This window comes from Candidatus Scalindua japonica, from assembly GCF_002443295.1.
Taxonomy (GTDB): Bacteria; Planctomycetota; Brocadiia; order Brocadiales; family Scalinduaceae; genus Scalindua; species Scalindua japonica.
Genome location: NZ_BAOS01000013.1, coordinates 12475 through 28630, shown reverse-complemented (window position 1 = coordinate 28630; position 16156 = coordinate 12475). Strand labels below are relative to the sequence as shown.

Genomic DNA, 16156 nt, shown 5'->3' with positions numbered 1-16156 from the left:
CAGAGAAGATATGATTGATATTGTAAAACAGGTATTTCTTACAACTGGCGAAGGCCGTAATTTAGATAGTGATGGAGATGGTGTTTTTGATAGTATTGATAACTGTCCAGGTACTTCTGCCGGAATTGAGGTGGATAAGCATGGTTGTCCTAAAGTCAGAAATGTTAGAAGGTCAGATAGTGACAGAGATGGGGTGTTTGATGAGTTTGATAAATGCCCCGGTACGCCGGTTGGGGTAGTGGTTGATAAATCTGGATGTCCTGAAATTACTCGGAAAGATAGTGACAGAGATGGGGTGTATGATGAGTTTGATAAATGTCCCGGTACGCCGGTTGGCATGGTGGTTAATAAATCTGGATGTCCTGAAATTATTCGTAAAGATAGCGACAGAGATGGGGTGTATGATGAGTTTGATAAATGTCCCGGTACGCCGGTTGGCATGGTGGTTAATAAATCTGGATGTCCTGAAATTATTCGGAAAGATAGTGACAGGGATGGAGTGTATGATGAATTTGATAAGTGCCCAGGCACGCCAAGTGGTGTAGTGGTAGATCAATATGGATGCCAGAAAGTTAGTCAGATAGACAGTGATGGAGATGGGGTTAATGATAATAGTGATGAATGTAAAAATACTCCGATAGGTGCTATCGTTGATGATAGAGGTTGCTGGGTGGTCAAGGGGGTGCAATTTGATTATAAAAAATGGGGTGTAAAACAACAGTTTAATTCAAACCTGGATAATATAGAAAATATTTTGAAAAAAATCTCGGGTTGAAGGTAAGAATCGAGGGGCATACTGACGATATCGGTTCAATGAAATACAATATGGACCTTTCCAGCAAAAGGGCTCAGGCAATAAAGGACTATCTGGTTGGTAAGGGTATAGATCCGTCTCGAATTACGACAATAGGTCTTGGGTATACACAGCCAATTGCGGATAATGATACTCCGGAAGGGCGTGCATTAAACCGAAGGGCTGAGATAATACCAATTAAGTAATTAATTTTGTTCATTACCATGAATATAGAAATGCATGGCTATGAACAATATGGCAAACGAACAATAGCCTATAGCAAAATCGCTTGCTGCTCCACATCCGAATACACTGACAACGCCTTTGGGTGTGAGTTCATATGCGTGTATAACACCTACGAAGGAGAGGAACGCTGCTCCCAGCGACCAGATACATGCCATTAAGAAGTTTTTTTCGATTAGAAAGACAGAGATGGAAGCCAGTATCATAGATGTAAATATAAATCCTCTTTCAAGTGATATCATTCCGTGAATTGCCAGATTATTGGTAAACGCATCCTTACCGATCATGAAAAGTGTAGTCTCTGCTGATCTAAGAGTGCTTTCAACCATTAATAACCCCCATGCGGCAATAGCGGGGAAGAGCCCCATGGCAACTGCCATGGCATGATGCTTTGGCGTCTCTTGAAATGCCTGAGCGACTATTACGACCCCAATCCACAGCAGGATTCCTATACCAGCTTCAAGGGGAACTATTTTCAGAATAACGGTTATAAATCCGCTTAAGCAAATGATGGTAACGAAGAGGCCGTTTAAGATAGAATATCCTGTTCTGGCGCCAATAGCTTTCCAGCCTGGATGACCAATATATATTGTTGTAGGAAAACAACTGCCAAATAGCGAGGCAATAACAGAACCAATCCCATTGGTCAGGAGAGATGGAAATGTATCGTATTTGTCTCCTGCTGCTTCCGCGCTTTCAAGGTTTTGTAAAGATCCTACTACATTAAAGACTCCCATCGGAATAATAATAGAAATATATTGCAGTAAGTATTTGCTTTGAATCAGGTTTATCATGCTTCCACCACAAAAAAGAGGTGGTGTAAAGTGGAAAAAATCATCTTTGTTCACAATACTTGTATTATCCATATAACCCATTATCCACGCCAATCCTGTACCAATCCCAATAGCAATCAGTCCTCCCGGTAGACCCAGAGGGAATCTTACTTTCGAAAAATACTGGACAAGTATGAACGCAAGTGGAAATAAGGCTATTATCGGTTTATCAAATATCTTAAATGCAAAATCCATTGAGATAAAGGTAATAGCAATTCCTGCCAGTGTAGAGAGGAGAGCAGCCCTTGGTGTAACGCGTCTCAACCAACTTCCGATCAGTGCCCCCAGCATCTCTACTATTCCGCTCAGGAAACAGGCAATCATACCAATCTTCCACGCCATGTATGGGTCTCTGGTGTCATCATAAACCGGAGCCATAATAAAAAAGATAAAGGCAAAAAGACTGACCGTATTGATCCCGTAAGGTAATGCAGTTACATCATCCCTCTGTAAACTGATTGCCAGTCTTCTGGCCTGCCACGAATAATAAAAGTTTCCTGATAATATTGAAATAGCAGCACCGGGGAGTATTACTCCAAAGATGAGTTCATCCGGCATACCACATAACATCTTGCAGAGACTTACTATGAGTATAAGTTGTACAAGATTGTCAATGGCGAGACCAAAAAATCCGTCTATATCTTTTCTGGCAAAAAATGGATAAGTCATAGGGCTTTTTTAAGCTTGCTTTATATTAAGGCAGTTTGTTATAGTCTATTTTATTTAACAAAGGTACTTATTTCAAATGTTTATAGTTGTCTTATGATTAAAAAGAAACAATTTATAGAAATTTTAAATAATATTCTGGATACCGAGGATGATATTGCTCAGCATTTTTACACTTATACGGCTAACTCACTTAAATATTACAAATGGTTGGATGATGATAAAAGAGAGATGTTAAGTGACATAACGAATAAATTAAGCGGCGATTGTCAAAGACATAAGACCATGGTAGAGAATTTAATACAACATGTCCAGGAGAGTGATAAAAGTGTATTCTAGAGAAGCACTCTTTGATATTTTCGAGAGAATTTTACAATTTGAAAAAGATGCCAAAACAGTATATGACGACTGTATTGAGAAACTGGAAGACGAAACTGCAATCAATATTCTGCAATCGATAAGAAATGAAGAAAAGGGTCATATAGAGCTGGCAAAACGCCTTATTGAATTAATCCAGGAATAATAAATTACTTGGACTTTTCAACATACCTCATTCTTAAATCATAGAGAGCTGTATCCAACAACTTTTCTTCTTCATCAGCAAGGTTTCCGCAAGTCTTGTCTTTAATTATCTGTAATGTATCAATCGTAAACTTCGCCTGATCAAGATTCTGGTTTTTTGTTTTACTAAAAGGATTGTCCACTTCTCCCATGCTTATTAATGCTTGAGTAACAAGGCTTGATATAAATAGGGAAAAACTCGCCTCAGGGATTTTCGGTAAGTTTTTTTCTGTAGTTGTTGATTGTTCTGTATCGTATACTTCATTATCTATATCGGAACCCGACTGTTTCAATTTTCCGTCATCATCCATTATTCTGTCTCCATTTAATTATTTTAAGTTTTTTTAAAATTTGTTATTTCCATTATCTATCGAAGCTTTAATAAATTCGCTAAATAGTGGGTGAGGATTTGTTGGTTTAGATTTAAATTCAGGGTGAAATTGTACGGCTACAAACCATGGATGGTCTTTCAGTTCTATTATCTCTACCAATTCGTTGTCTATAGTACGACCACTGCAAACCATTCCTTTAGTTTCAAAAATATCTCTATATTTATTGTTGAATTCATACCTGTGCCTGTGTCTTTCTGAAATAATTTCCTGACCGTAACATTTTTGGGCAATGGTGTCTGGCTCAAGTTTACACTTTTGTGCGCCCAATCTCATGGTACCTCCCATTTTTTCAATATTTTTCTGCTCTTCTAATAGGCATATGACTGGTTCCGGTGTGTTGGCATTGACTTCTGTACTGTTCGCATCCTTCAAGCCGCAAACGTTTCGTGCAAACTCTATAGACGCACAGTGCATACCTAAACATAACCCAAAATATGGTATTTTATTTTCTCTCGCATATCTTACCGCTTCTATTTTTCCCTCAATTCCCCTTTCTCCAAATCCACCCGGTATTAAAATTCCGTTACATCCTTGAATATGTTTTTCAGCACCTTCCTTTTCAATGTCTCCGGATTCTATTCTTCTCACTTTTACCCTTACCGCATTGCTGATACCTCCGTGTGTTAATGCCTCATAAATAGATTCGTAAGCAGATTGATGTGCGATATACTTACCAACGAGAGCTATTTCAATAGTAGTCTGTGCATTCTTCAGTATATTCAACATATTAAGCCATCTGTCAAGGTGGTCTCCGTTTGAATGTAAATGGAGTTTCTTTAATATTATTTTGTCAAGCCCTTCTCTAACGAGGAGCAGAGGTATTTCATAGAGATATGGTTTTACATCTTGCTCCTCAATAATTGATTCTTTGTCTACATTACAGAAAAGAGAAAGTTTTTCTTTTATTTCATCGGAAAGAGCTTTTTCGGTCCTGCATATCAGAATGTCCGGTTCAATTCCAGCTTGTCGCAACATGCCAACGCTATGCTGTGTTGGTTTTGTCTTTATCTCATCTGCCGCACGCAGATAAGGTATCAACGTCAGGTGTATATACAGAACATTTTCTCTGCCTATTTCACGACCGAATTGTCTAATTGCTTCTACAAATGGTTGACTCTCAATATCCCCTACAATACCTCCTATCTCAGAGATTACTATATCCGTGTCGGTTGTCGCCAGCTTACTGATACAATTTTTTATCTCATTCGTTATGTGTGGAATTACCTGTACGGTTTTTCCCAGATACTTTCCCTGACGTTCCTTTGTTATCACTGAGTAATAAATTGAACCTGTAGTACAATTACAATCCCTATTTGTTACTGCATTTGTAAATCGTTCATAATGGCCCAGATCAAGATCGGTTTCTGCCCCGTCTTCGGTAACATAAATCTCTCCATGCTCAAAGGGGCCCATCGTACCAGGGTCTACATTTACATAGGGGTCAAATTTTTGCAAACTGATATTGTGGCCATGACTTTCTAAAAGCATGCCAATCGACGCGGCATTTAAGCCTTTCCCAAGAGAGGAAACAACACCACCTGTAACAAATATATGCTTTGTCATAAAAAACCTCTATTAAATTAACCACAGATTACACAGAATCATTACGATATTTCTCCAGAAACCGTTCGAAATCTTCTGGTGTGTCTACACCCTCACAGTTGAAGGGTGTAACGACAACTTTAATTTTATATCCATTAAAGAGAATTCTGAGTTGTTCCAACTTTTCCAGTTCTTCTTCCTCTGGTATTGGTAAGCTGGAAAATGCCATTAAAAATTCCTTACGGTACATGTATATACCAAGATGTTTTAAAAAATGAAATGATGTTTTGCTTCCGTAATAAACTTCATCCAGGGTTTGTTCTTCTGCAATGGAAAAGTTTGAATGAATATTTCCATCTCTGATAAAAGGTATTGGCGCCCTGGAAAAATACAATGCATAATTATCTTTATCTATTACAACTTTTACCACATTTGGGTCAACGAACTCATCAACTGTTTTTATCGTGTTTGCAAATGTGCAAACAACCGCTTCCTTTTCCCCAGACATTGCGTCAATCAAATCGTCTATCATACTCCCTTTAATATCCGGCTCATCTCCCTGTATATTCACGACATAATCAACATCAAGAGTTGATGCTATTTCTGCAACTCTGTCTGTTCCTGAAGAGTGATTTATAGACGTCATTTTGACACATCCACCAAAGCTCCTTACCACTTCAGCTATGCGTTCGTCATCTGTCGCTATAACAACCTCATTAACTTTTTCCGCTTCCATTACTTTATTGTATACATGTTCAATAAGATACTTGCCTGTTTGTTCACTGGCTTCGCTTTTAATTAATTTACCTGGAAGCCTGGTCGATGCATATCGTGCAGGAATAATTGCCGCCGTCTTTGACATATTTATTTATAATAGAGCATTATTAATTAGATTACTTACTCTATTGAAAAAAAATTATTTATTATATTCATTTCTAAAAAGCACATTATAACGATAACAAGTATGCAGTCAACTAAAATAACAGGCTAAATCCTTAATTTTCAAAGACTTAAAATATCGTTATTTATATAATCAAATTTCTGATTTTATTTGTGTAAGGGTTGTAAGGCATATCTATATCGAGACTGATCAGGCAGAAAGAGTATAAATTTTAAACAAAGACATATCAATATATAATCGATAAAATCAAGTTTATGGTTTTTTACAATCCATAAACTATTAAAAATTCAGCACTTAAAAAAACAAAAAAATAGTACAATAATATTAGTGTGTAACGGCATCTCTGTTGCTGTGTATATGCGTCAAAGAGATTGTTATAATCTATCTAAAAAGGAGAGAACAGACTATGTTAGAAAATTTATACTACAGCTTAAGCGATGATACAGATGATGCCAGGATGACAAATACGATTAGAACCAACAGACTAAATACAAATATAGTAAATATCCATGATGGTACGCATTTTACGATAATGGATTTAGTCACCATTTTTACGGATGAAGCAGATAAGGTTTGTGCAAACAAACGTATAGCAAATTTAATTGCAATGGAAGCACTGAATGATTATGTACAAGACCATGTAAATAATGTAAAAATCTCTACATAATAATTGGATGTAATCAAGGATTCTGATTTTTATTCGGGTAGATTCCTTGTAATCTCTGCACTTTCAGCAAGATTTATAAGCCATGGATTTAATCTGGTTTGTACTTTTTGCACAGTGACAAGCTTTACGAGATCGTCTTTTACTTCACTGAATTTTTTAGTGCTTCTCGGTATTCGTTTTTCAAGCTTAATGATATGGTATCCACTATCAGTCTTTACGATATCACTGATTTCTCCATTTTTTAAATTTGCTACTGCTTTTCCCATAACCCCTTGCGGACCAAAGGGACGCATTTTACCGCCACGAGAAGCGGAATTTCTATCAATAGATTCCTTCTTTGCCAGTGACTCAAAATTTGCTCCTGATTTAAGCCTTTCCAGGTTGCTTTCCGCATCTCTCATAGTACGAAACACAATCTGCCTGGCAAGAATTTTTTCTCCAAGTTGTTCTTCAAAAACTTCATGCAGTTCATCGTCTGTAATTTTCACTGTTTGCTCTATAATTTTCTCAGCTAATAACTCAGCTTCGACCTGGCCATGCGTAAGTTTAAACATCTTGGATATGTTTTTTCTATACTGCTCCAGGGTCATACCAGCTTTTTCAAGTTCACGTTTAAGGTCTTGCTCGTCCTTCAAGCCGCCTTGTTTCATTTGTTGTTGAATTTGGCCATTAATATGTAATTCAATCCTTTCGGCAATTTCCTTTTCCGTTACCGTAACATTACGTTTCTTTGCTTCCTGTTTTACAAGAGTTCTTCTTATTATACGCTCCAGACCTTCGCTTCCGTATATATTTATCAGTACGTTGGCAAGTGTATCACGGCTTATTTTGCTACCATTTACCACTGCCACCACCTTTTTATTCAACTTAGCACCTGAACCAAAGACTGCATTGTTACTAATCATACTGAGAGTAACAAGTACTGTACCAAATATAAAAGCTATGTTCTTCATAACACTTGGTCCTTTTAAAAAAAGTTAGAAAATAAAAAAAATGCTAAATGATAATGTCTTATCTATGATTTAGCATTATATAAGAACTGAAGCAGGCCATAAGCCGAGTTCTGTTTTCGATGACCATTAATCTAGTTCCGATGTTACCATCGGAATCAAGCGGCTTACCCGGAGGTTTAAAAGCGGATTACTTTATTCCTCTCTATTTAGCCTTTCTCCCAGCGGGGTTTACCATGCCTCTCCAATCACTCAGAGAGCGGTGGGCTCTTACATTAAGTCCTATATTGAACCCCACCTTTTCACCCTTACCCTGTGGATGGTCTTTCAGCCTCTCACGCAGGGCGGTATATTTTCTGTGGCACTTTCCTTGGGATCACTCCCACTCTGCGTTACAGAGCGCTGTATCCTATGGAGCTCGGACTTTCCTCTTCAACGATTAGACATATGAATAATAATTGAAGCGGTCATCCTGCCTGCTTCTTAATCGTTATTTTCATCAAGATAGAGTATTCGACTGCAGCTTTGACAGAAAACAAGATCTTTACTGCTCATAAGAGCGTTTAATGTTTGTGTTCTGATATTCATAAAGCAGCCACCACACACATTGCCAATTACCGGCACTATAGCTTTACCACCTTTTATACTTGATAACCGGTTATAATGCTTTAGTGAGTGTTCATCTAATAAGTCTATGTACTTTTCCTGTTCCTTCTTAACCTTTTCAATCTCTTCATCCGCCTCCTTTATCTCAGCATCCACACTTTTTATAAGATTTTTCAGGCTTTCTTCTTCATTCCTTAGATGCTCTGTTGCTTTCTCATACTCTTGATTTGTTGTTTCCAATCTTGACATCGTGTTCAGGATTTCATCCTCTAATATCGACATATCTGCTTTTTTGCTACCTATTTCAGAAACTAAAGCAGAATACTCTTTATTTGTTTTGATAGAATTTAACTGAACATTATACTTGGTTAATTCCCCTTCATTAGTTTTTAGGTCCAGTTCTTTTCTGTCAATTTCCTTCTGCACTGATTTTTTCTCTTCATGTTTCTTTTCAGCAACAGCTTTTTCGTTCTCTATCTGGTCTTTCTTTTTCTGGACATCCTGTTTCATGCGTTCTTGAGATGCCTCTAATTCATTTATTTTATTTTTCAGCGACTGTAATCTTTTTAATACTTCAAATTTTTCAATCATTACCTCTTCCCGTATCCGTGAAATATGTTATTTACTTACCTTCTCCGACACTATCTAAAAACCCTTCCAGCTTTCTGCTTCTGATAGGATGCTGCAATTTTCTAACTGCCTTTGCTTCAATTTGCCTTACTCTTTCGCGAGTTACCATAAATCTTTTACCAACTTCTTCAAGAGTATATGTATATCCATCTCCAATTCCATAGCGGAGTTTAATTATTTCCCGTTCACGATAAGTAAGTGTGTCCAGTACGCTTTCTATCTTCTCTTTAAGCATTTCCTGGGCGGCGGCAGAAACAGGAGATTCTGCTTTATCATCTTCAATAAAATCACCAAAAGCGCTATCAGCGCTTTCTCCCACAGTCCTGTCTAGAGAAATTTGATGTCTTGAAATTTTTAACACCCTTCTGGCTTCGGACACAGATATCTTTATTTCCTTTGCCATCTCTTCAATACTAGGTTCTCTACCATTCTCTTGTAATAGTTTCTTAGAAACGTTTCTGATTTTACTCATTGTCTCAATCATATGTACAGGTATTCGGATAGTCCTTGCTTGATCGGCTATCGAGCGGGTTATGGCCTGTCTTATCCACCAGGTAGCATAAGTGCTGAATTTATAACCTCTTCTGTACTCATATTTGTCAACTGCCCTCATCAGTCCAGTGTTTCCTTCCTGTATGAGATCCAGAAAACTGAGTCCGCGATTTCTGTATTTTTTCGCAATGCTTACTACCAGCCTCAGATTTGCACTTGATAGTTTCCTCTTAGCAATTTCATGCTCTCTATAAATTCTTTCGATGGATTCAACTCGTTGGCTTAAGCGTTCAGGAGATTCAAGCATCAAATCTTCATATTCATTCAGTTTGGCTTTCAGGTCTTTTAACTTACCCTTCATCTTGTCACGTTTTTCACACAATAAAATCTGTTTCTTTGCACTATTCATTCCGGAAGAAGTTTCCTGCAAACGCTTCATTATTGGCTGTAGTTTCTTAGTGCGTATGCACAATTCTTCGATAATTGCAGAACCTTTTCTCTGGCGATTTCTAACATTTTTAAGAAGCCTGTACCTGTCTTTTGCAGAAGTCCTCTTAAGTCTTAATTGACCATAATCTTCTCTATTTTTCTTTAAAAGCGTTCTCAATGCTTTTGAGTGTATTGGGAATTGTTTAAGAAGTTTTTCTTTCTGATTATCAAATTCGATATTAATTGCGAGGGTACGATCAAAAGGCAACTCTCCATTAGTGATATCATCCAGTATCTTTAGACATACTTCTTGTGAATAATCAGATTTAAGTATTTTTCTATGAAAATTCTTTCTTGTCATCTCTATTTTTTTGGCTAGTGCTATCTCTTCGTCCCGTGATAATAGAGGAATGACTCCCATTTGTGTTAAATACATCCTTATTGGGTCATCAATTTTTTCTGAAGCGCCTGCAACTATACTTATTTTAGATTTTGCATCATCTTTTGAATCATCATCGTCATCTTCAGCATCACGCGCCTCTATTTCAGACTCTTCAATAAGATCTATACCCAACTCATCCAGCATTATCAATGTTTCATCGATCTTTCCAGGCTGGGTTAAAGTGTCATCCGGCAGAATGTCATTTAATTCTTCGTAAGTTAAAAATCCCTTTTCCTTACCTTTTATTACAAGTGCTTTAATCTTTTGACTCGTTTTGTCCATTTAAAGAGTCTCCTATTTAATAAGTACTGAAAGTTATTTTATCCGGATTTTTTGAAAGAGTGAAAAGTAATACTTTTTTTGTGGAATCCGGCAAGTATTTGGTCAACTTCTTGTTTATTTCCTTGTGACCTGTACAAGTCTGACATTTTCTTTTTGGCCTGCTCCTGGCTCTTCCTGTTTTTCTTCTTCCTGATATACTGAATACATTCTTTAAGCATTTTTTCCCCTGTATCAGCATTTCCTGAGATAAGACACCCTTCCAAAGATTCCTGTTTTGAGATTGTATCAACCATTTCTCTGCTCATCTCAGGTGAATCTAGCATCGGGAAAATATCACTTAATATAACTTTCCCTTTATTAGAATATATTTCAGATATGTTTTTCGCAATACTCAGGATTTCGTTGTTTCTGAAACTATCAAAGCCTATTTCCGTCTCCACCTTTTCTATTAAATCATTTCTGTTGATCATTAAGCAAAGAATGGACATTTCAACCTGATAGTCAGCTGATTTAGTCTTATTTAATTTGCCTGCTATTTGATCCTGGGACTGTTTTGCCTCAGTTTGTCTTCTTTTTATACCATTAAACTTAGTTGAACCATTAAGTGTATTTAAACGGTTGCGAATAAGCAGTTCATCAATAAACATCTCTTCCGCGACTCTCTTAATGGTCAAATCACGCTTCAAAATATCTGGGATTTTAATAACGGTTGATAGGATGTCGTCTATTGCAGAAGTCCTTCCTGAAATTGAAGACATGTCCCACTTTTTCTCTGAAAGTTTTGTTTTAAAGCTGAAAAAATCATATGCTTTTTCAACTTGTTCCAGGAACTTCTGCTTACCATTTTTAACAATGTAGTCATATGGGTCATAGCCTTCAGGTAAAAGAACAATATTTACATCAAAATCCTCTTCTATAAAGACATCCAAATTTTTTTCAGAAGATTTTTGTCCTGCTGTATCTGCATCAAAGACAAGAATAGCCTTATCACAATAACGCTTTAACATCCTCACGTGTTCTCGTGTTAGCGCAGTGCCGAGAACTGCAATTGACCAATCAATCCCATGCTGGTGAGCTATTATAACATCAGTATAACCCTCCATTAGTAAGACTTTCCGGTTCTTTCTCATAGGCTCTTTAGCCAGATTAATCCCGTAAAGTGTTTTACTTTTACTAAAAATTGGTGTTTCCGGAGAGTTAAGATATTTTGGTAATGAGTTGTCCAGTGCCCTTGCTCCAAAGCCTACAGGTCTGTTTTGAGAATCAAAAATAGGAAACATTAATCTGTTTCGAAAACGGTCGTAACACTTATCCTGCTTTCTTATAATCAGCCCGGCTTTTTCAAGTAACTCTGTTTCTATACCCCATCTCTTTGACAGGTTTAATATCGAATCCCAACGGTTAGGAGAATATCCCAGCTTGAACTTCCTGATTGAATTGTCGTTTATTGATCTGCTTGAAATATAATCTCTTGGTCGTTTACCTTCCTTAGTTTTTAATAACATATCAACAAACAAGCGTGTTGCATGCTCATTAGCTTTAAATAAAATGTTCGGACCCTGATGTTTCTCCTTTTTACCAATTATATCAATTCTGATATTAGCTTTTTCTGCAAGTACATTAACTGCCTCCGGAAAAGTCAAAGACTCTTGTTTCATCAGAAAGTTAAAGATGGTCCCACCTTCTCCGCAACCAAAGCACTTATATATCTGTTTCTCTTCATTAACGGTGAATGATGGAGTCTTCTCATGATGAAACGGGCATAATCCCAGATGGTTCTTTCCCGCTTGCTTAAGCGCAATATAGTCAGAAACTATATCTATTATATTTATAGACCTCTGGATCTCAGATATTTTTTCCTGTGCAATAAAAGGAGCCATAATCTATTACGAATTTATCAAAATTCATTAAAATTACCATAATATTAATAAAAGTCAAGACTTTCTTAAGTATATCAGTAGAAAGTATTTATGTATACATCTTTTTTTGAGTTTTTGTTCCTATGTTGCATGCAATTTCGTATGGAATAGTTCCTATTAAGTTCGCTGCTGATTCTATTGAAATTGTTTCGGTGTCCTGAGTCCCCAGTAGTAAAACTTCGCTTCCAATCTTTACATCAGAAAGATTAGTTACATCTATGAAACACCTGTCCATACAGACACGGCCAATGATTGGGACGCGCTTTCCACTAATAAGCACATTAGCAATGCTTGAAAAACATCTGTTGAATCCATCCTTGTAGCCAACTGGTATTGTCCCCACGGTTGTCTGCCGTTGTATCTCATATGTCCTGCCGTAACCAATCACACTTCCCGGGTTGAGCTGCTTAAGGTTAATTATCCTTGTCTTGAAGCTCATGGCTTGTTTCAAATCAATATTTCTTGATACATGTTTTGATGGGAATATACCGTAAAGTAATAACCCTGGCCTTACCATATTAAATCGAGAATCAGGTATATCTAGTATTGCAGCACTGTTAGCGGCATGTATTAATGGGATGATGATCTTATTATTTTCAAGCTGATTAATGACTTCTTTAAATTTTCTATTTTGTTCATAGGTAAAAGATTTATCTCTTTCATCAGATGAGTTGAAGTGAGTAAACACTCCTTCAATCTCCAGGTTATCGATTAATAATAGTGCTTTAATTAAATGTAAAGCTTTGTCGGGACAAAGACCCGCACCTCCCATGCCAGTATCTATCTCAACGTGAACCTTTACGTTACGTTGAGATTTTTTTGCAGTTATTGATATTTCATGAGCCATATCAAGACTGCTTACTGTTGCTGTAAGTGAGTGTTGTATAACATCTTCTATCTGTTCTGATAAAACAGGGTTCAGTATAAGTATGGGTGTATTAATGCTATTTTTTCTTAGTTCTATCCCCTCCCCCGGATATGCCACGCCAAGCATATCTGTGCCATTTTGTTCCAGAGTCTGACAGACCTTGACAGCACCGTGTCCATATGCATCAGCTTTGACAATGGCGAGGATTTTTGTTTCCGATCCAACTCTATTCTTAATTTTCTTAAGATTGTGCTCAATCGCATTGAGATCTACTTCAATCCACGTAATTTCACTCATTGATTTTAAGTTCCTCACGATTTAGGGTCCGTGAAAAAATATCATGTGGTATCAGGCACAAAAGAAATATTTGCCAGCTCATTAGAACTCCCTTAATCCCCCTTAAACAAAGGGAGTTGTGGCTCCTTTTGCAATGGGAGTGTCGCAGATACCCCCATACGCAGCTTCTGTGTTCCTGATACGTGATAATTCTAATCCTCTTAAATAAAAAAACAATGTTTTTTAAAAATTAGTTGACGCATTTTAGATACCGGCTAAAATCTACACGGTTAAAACACGCAAAGAAAGGTAACTGTCTATGGGATTAGTCGTAACATTACAAATTACGAAAACAGATGAAAACAAAGTTCTTATGGCTCGTTCCAGGTTTCCCAAAGCAATGGGAGTGATGATGTTGGGTCTAAGCGTGGTTTTTTTTATTATGTACAAAGCCGCTTCAATATATTTGTGGCTTCTCTACTATTCGAATTCATTTATAGATAAGGCCCTCTTTTTCGCTATTATTGGGACACTGATACTTTTTCCTCTTCTTGGTTTCTTTTTGCTCTTTTATGATAAAAAGATAGTCGTAGATAAAGAATTAGGGGAGATTTGCATCAGGTTTAAATTCTTCTTCCAGATCTGGGTAAAAAAAATTAAATTTGATAAAATAGACGAAATTATAGTGGAAAATGTATGTAATAGTAAGACTATTGCCATGCAGAGGGAAGCGGCAAGGGGTACGGGTAAAGGAATTCGAGCAGGGTATTGGCTGATGAGTTTGAACAGTAAAGAGCTGGGCAAATTATATTTTGATAGAAACCCTAAAAAAGAGGTGATTCTCTCTTACGCTGAAACTATCTCTCGATTGACCTCAAAAAAAATCATTTTGATTGAGAATTAATTTGGATATATATTGGATAGTACTTTAACTTCCTGTTATGTTGTAAGATATTTTGTTAATCTGCCGGGGTTTCTGTTATTCTATAACAAAGCGAAGAACCTTCAATCGTATACAGCTTCTCTGGTTTTCTTTATGTGATGGTCTATGTCTGCTTTACTGAATTTAATCCATCTCTCCTTCCTGTCATTCTTTGTGAAGAAAAATGATAACCCTCCCTATTAATTATGAATAAATAGCATGAAAAAGAAAATAATAGTATTTGCGTTAGCAGAAATATTCATTTTTATTGCTTCTTCTATTATTCAGACAACAGAGGGAGCAGGTATACACTTGCGTTCGACTTATACTGAATTAACGGCTTTTCAAGTGCAACAATTACCTCATAAATCGATACGAAAAGTGAAAAAATGGGGTTTTTTTGGTCACAGTACGGTTAATCATAATTACGAAGAAAAAACTATAAATGGAGATCAGGTTGTAGTGGACCATTCTACTGGTTTAACATGGCACCAGTCTGGTTCTGAAAAACATTTGGGTTGGAAAAAAGTAAGTGCGTGGTTAACTGATTTGAACGAGAAAGGTTATGCCGGATATAGTGACTGGAGATTGCCTACCGTAGAAGAGGCTTTAACGTTATTAGAATCGACAAAGAATAACGATGGTCTATACATTGACTCTGTATTTGATAAAAAACAAAAATTGATATGGACGGGCGACAGTTTCAAATCTGGTGATAGTGATGTGTGGTCAATAGGTATCAATAGAGGTGTGTGGGAAGTTCGGCTTCATAAAGGTAGCGTAGGATGGATGAATACGACCCTCAATTTTCGCTTTGTGCGCCCGTTGCGTTCAGGTATTTTACAGAGGCTCAAAGGCGATGAAGTCTCCTCGGCAATGCTGCAAAATGAAAAACTATGGCTTATTGTTGAAGATACAGAAATGCCTCCTGTAACAGATCTCCAGAAACGTAAAATAGTTGATGTTATTGGTGCTAAGGAATCAAACGTAGAGCTTCGTTCTTTTTATTCTGATTTATCGGTGTCGGAAGTACAATCGATGCCATATATTTCAATTCGTAGTGATGAAAAATGGGGATTTTATGGTTACAGTACAATTAAACATAAGTATGAAAAAAGTTATTTAAATGGTGATAATGTTGTAATAGATAATGCAACCGGCTTAATGTGGCACCAGTCTGGCTCTGATAAATATATGGGATGGTCAGAAGCGAAGAAATGGGTAAAGAGACTGAATAATAAAGGATATGCCGGCCATTATGACTGGAGGTTACCGACTTTAGAAGAAGCGGCAACCTTAATAGAACCGGGTGAGAGGATTAATGGCCTGCATATAGATACTGCTTTTGATATAAATCAAAGTTGGATTTGGACAGGCGACAGTTGTGGGCCGGATGGTGCCTGGGACGTAGAATTCGGTAACGGAAGCGTGCACTGGAGTAACATTAGCGATGATATCAACTACTATGTTGTACGTCCGGTACGTACGGTGAAACGTCGGAAGGTATTGAAGACTGACAAATCTAAAGGAGAAAACAGAACATCTTCCACTGGCATAAATAAAGGAGTTGTTTTGGAAAGAAAAACATATAATGTATTTACTCAAAAAGACTCTAATGTGTATCACAAAATGAATTGTTCCGTTCTCTATAATACAGGAAATCTGGTAGAATATGAATCACCTCAGGATGCAGGTAAAGCAGGTGGTTTGCCCTGTAATTATTGTAATCCATAAATATTTGC

General features: G+C 37.1%; 16 protein-coding genes and 1 other RNA gene. 7 read left to right on the top strand and 10 right to left on the bottom strand.

The features are described from left to right. Positions 1–10: 10 nt before the first annotated feature. Together SCALIN_RS22640 and SCALIN_RS07605 are read left to right on the top strand one after the other, a co-directional pair. On the top strand, positions 11–775 hold the full coding sequence (locus SCALIN_RS22640) for a thrombospondin type 3 repeat-containing protein (protein ID WP_096893915.1): 765 nt from the start codon (positions 11–13) through the stop codon (positions 773–775). After that, on the top strand, positions 772–999 hold the full coding sequence (locus SCALIN_RS07605; RefSeq protein WP_203415397.1) for an OmpA family protein: 228 nt from the start codon (positions 772–774) through the stop codon (positions 997–999). The genes SCALIN_RS22640 and SCALIN_RS07605 overlap by 4 nt, the downstream gene beginning before the upstream one ends. Here SCALIN_RS07605 and SCALIN_RS07600 read toward each other — a convergent pair whose 3' ends face one another. Then, entirely contained in the window at positions 1000–2538 is a 1539-nt protein-coding gene (locus SCALIN_RS07600; protein ID WP_096893914.1) for a permease family protein, read from the bottom strand. It lies immediately after the preceding gene. Positions 2539–2631: 93 nt separating this feature from the next. On the opposite strand from SCALIN_RS07600, the gene SCALIN_RS07595 reads away from it, so the two are divergent. After that, positions 2632–2874 (top strand): hypothetical protein, encoded by a 243-nt coding sequence (locus SCALIN_RS07595; protein WP_096893913.1) that lies wholly within the window; start codon positions 2632–2634, stop codon positions 2872–2874. Beyond that, a complete protein-coding gene (locus SCALIN_RS07590; protein ID WP_096893912.1) occupies positions 2864–3058 on the top strand; it encodes a hypothetical protein in 195 nt (64 codons plus the stop codon). Before SCALIN_RS07595 ends, SCALIN_RS07590 begins: the two co-directional genes overlap by 11 nt. Before the next feature lie 4 nt (positions 3059–3062). On the opposite strand, the gene SCALIN_RS07585 is transcribed toward SCALIN_RS07590, so the two are convergent. Genes SCALIN_RS07585 through kdsB form a run of 3 tightly spaced genes read right to left on the bottom strand, consistent with a single transcriptional unit; the run spans position 3063 to position 5892 of the window. Further along, a complete protein-coding gene (locus SCALIN_RS07585) occupies positions 3063–3407 on the bottom strand; it encodes a DUF1844 domain-containing protein (RefSeq protein WP_096893911.1) in 345 nt (114 codons plus the stop codon). A gap of 33 nt (positions 3408–3440) precedes the next feature. Beyond that, complete coding sequence (locus SCALIN_RS07580) at positions 3441–5051, bottom strand: CTP synthase (protein ID WP_096893910.1); 1611 nt, start codon at positions 5049–5051, stop codon at positions 3441–3443. A 28-nt stretch (positions 5052–5079) separates the two neighbouring features. Next, positions 5080–5892, bottom strand: a complete 813-nt coding sequence (kdsB, locus tag SCALIN_RS07575) for a 3-deoxy-manno-octulosonate cytidylyltransferase (RefSeq protein WP_096893909.1) — start codon at positions 5890–5892, stop codon at positions 5080–5082. A gap of 445 nt (positions 5893–6337) precedes the next feature. Here kdsB and SCALIN_RS07570 point away from each other — a divergent pair, with 445 nt between their 5' ends. Beyond that, positions 6338–6598 carry a hypothetical protein gene (locus SCALIN_RS07570; protein ID WP_096893908.1) on the top strand — a complete coding sequence of 87 codons (261 nt, stop codon included), beginning with the start codon at positions 6338–6340 and terminating at the stop codon, positions 6596–6598. A 29-nt stretch (positions 6599–6627) separates the two neighbouring features. Here SCALIN_RS07570 and SCALIN_RS07565 read toward each other — a convergent pair whose 3' ends face one another. The 6 genes from SCALIN_RS07565 to alr form a co-directional block, all read right to left on the bottom strand. Next, the gene (locus SCALIN_RS07565) at positions 6628–7551 is read right to left on the bottom strand and encodes a peptidylprolyl isomerase (protein ID WP_096893907.1); all 924 of its coding nucleotides are present in this window, start codon (positions 7549–7551) and stop codon (positions 6628–6630) included. A gap of 84 nt (positions 7552–7635) precedes the next feature. Continuing rightward, an RNA gene (gene rnpB, locus SCALIN_RS07560) (RNase P RNA component class A) lies at positions 7636–8031 on the bottom strand. Then, positions 8032–8745: a zinc ribbon domain-containing protein gene (locus SCALIN_RS07555; protein ID WP_096893906.1), complete on the bottom strand. Its 714-nt coding sequence runs from the start codon at positions 8743–8745 to the stop codon at positions 8032–8034. 31 nt (positions 8746–8776) lie between these two features. Further along, positions 8777–10429 (bottom strand): RNA polymerase sigma factor RpoD, encoded by a 1653-nt coding sequence (gene rpoD / locus SCALIN_RS23615; RefSeq protein ID WP_096893905.1) that lies wholly within the window; start codon positions 10427–10429, stop codon positions 8777–8779. Between the two features lie 38 nt (positions 10430–10467). Beyond that, complete coding sequence (dnaG, locus tag SCALIN_RS07545; RefSeq protein ID WP_096893904.1) at positions 10468–12309, bottom strand: DNA primase; 1842 nt, start codon at positions 12307–12309, stop codon at positions 10468–10470. Between the two features lie 88 nt (positions 12310–12397). Further along, complete coding sequence (alr, locus tag SCALIN_RS07540) at positions 12398–13513, bottom strand: alanine racemase (protein WP_096893903.1); 1116 nt, start codon at positions 13511–13513, stop codon at positions 12398–12400. A 298-nt stretch (positions 13514–13811) separates the two neighbouring features. Between alr and SCALIN_RS07535 the strand changes: the two genes are divergently transcribed. Both SCALIN_RS07535 and SCALIN_RS07530 read left to right on the top strand, forming a co-directional pair. Beyond that, positions 13812–14396, top strand: a complete 585-nt coding sequence (locus SCALIN_RS07535; protein ID WP_096893902.1) for a hypothetical protein — start codon at positions 13812–13814, stop codon at positions 14394–14396. A gap of 237 nt (positions 14397–14633) precedes the next feature. Further along, on the top strand, positions 14634–16148 hold the full coding sequence (locus SCALIN_RS07530; RefSeq protein ID WP_096893901.1) for an Lcl C-terminal domain-containing protein: 1515 nt from the start codon (positions 14634–14636) through the stop codon (positions 16146–16148). Positions 16149–16156 lie beyond the last annotated feature (8 nt).

Coding starts and splice junctions, on each gene's coding strand:
- alr (WP_096893903.1), bottom strand. CDS start 13,513: ATGAGTGAAATTACGTGGATTGAAGTAGATCTCAATGCGATTGAGCAC.
- SCALIN_RS07535 (WP_096893902.1), top strand. CDS start 13,812: ATGGGATTAGTCGTAACATTACAAATTACGAAAACAGATGAAAACAAA.
- SCALIN_RS07555 (WP_096893906.1), bottom strand. CDS start 8,745: ATGATTGAAAAATTTGAAGTATTAAAAAGATTACAGTCGCTGAAAAAT.
- SCALIN_RS07585 (WP_096893911.1), bottom strand. CDS start 3,407: ATGGATGATGACGGAAAATTGAAACAGTCGGGTTCCGATATAGATAAT.
- SCALIN_RS07600 (WP_096893914.1), bottom strand. CDS start 2,538: ATGACTTATCCATTTTTTGCCAGAAAAGATATAGACGGATTTTTTGGT.
- SCALIN_RS07580 (WP_096893910.1), bottom strand. CDS start 5,051: ATGACAAAGCATATATTTGTTACAGGTGGTGTTGTTTCCTCTCTTGGG.
- SCALIN_RS07530 (WP_096893901.1), top strand. CDS start 14,634: ATGAAAAAGAAAATAATAGTATTTGCGTTAGCAGAAATATTCATTTTT.
- dnaG (WP_096893904.1), bottom strand. CDS start 12,309: ATGGCTCCTTTTATTGCACAGGAAAAAATATCTGAGATCCAGAGGTCT.
- SCALIN_RS22640 (WP_096893915.1), top strand. CDS start 11: ATGATTGATATTGTAAAACAGGTATTTCTTACAACTGGCGAAGGCCGT.
- SCALIN_RS07595 (WP_096893913.1), top strand. CDS start 2,632: ATGATTAAAAAGAAACAATTTATAGAAATTTTAAATAATATTCTGGAT.
- rpoD (WP_096893905.1), bottom strand. CDS start 10,429: ATGGACAAAACGAGTCAAAAGATTAAAGCACTTGTAATAAAAGGTAAG.
- SCALIN_RS07570 (WP_096893908.1), top strand. CDS start 6,338: ATGTTAGAAAATTTATACTACAGCTTAAGCGATGATACAGATGATGCC.
- kdsB (WP_096893909.1), bottom strand. CDS start 5,892: ATGTCAAAGACGGCGGCAATTATTCCTGCACGATATGCATCGACCAGG.
- SCALIN_RS07565 (WP_096893907.1), bottom strand. CDS start 7,551: ATGAAGAACATAGCTTTTATATTTGGTACAGTACTTGTTACTCTCAGT.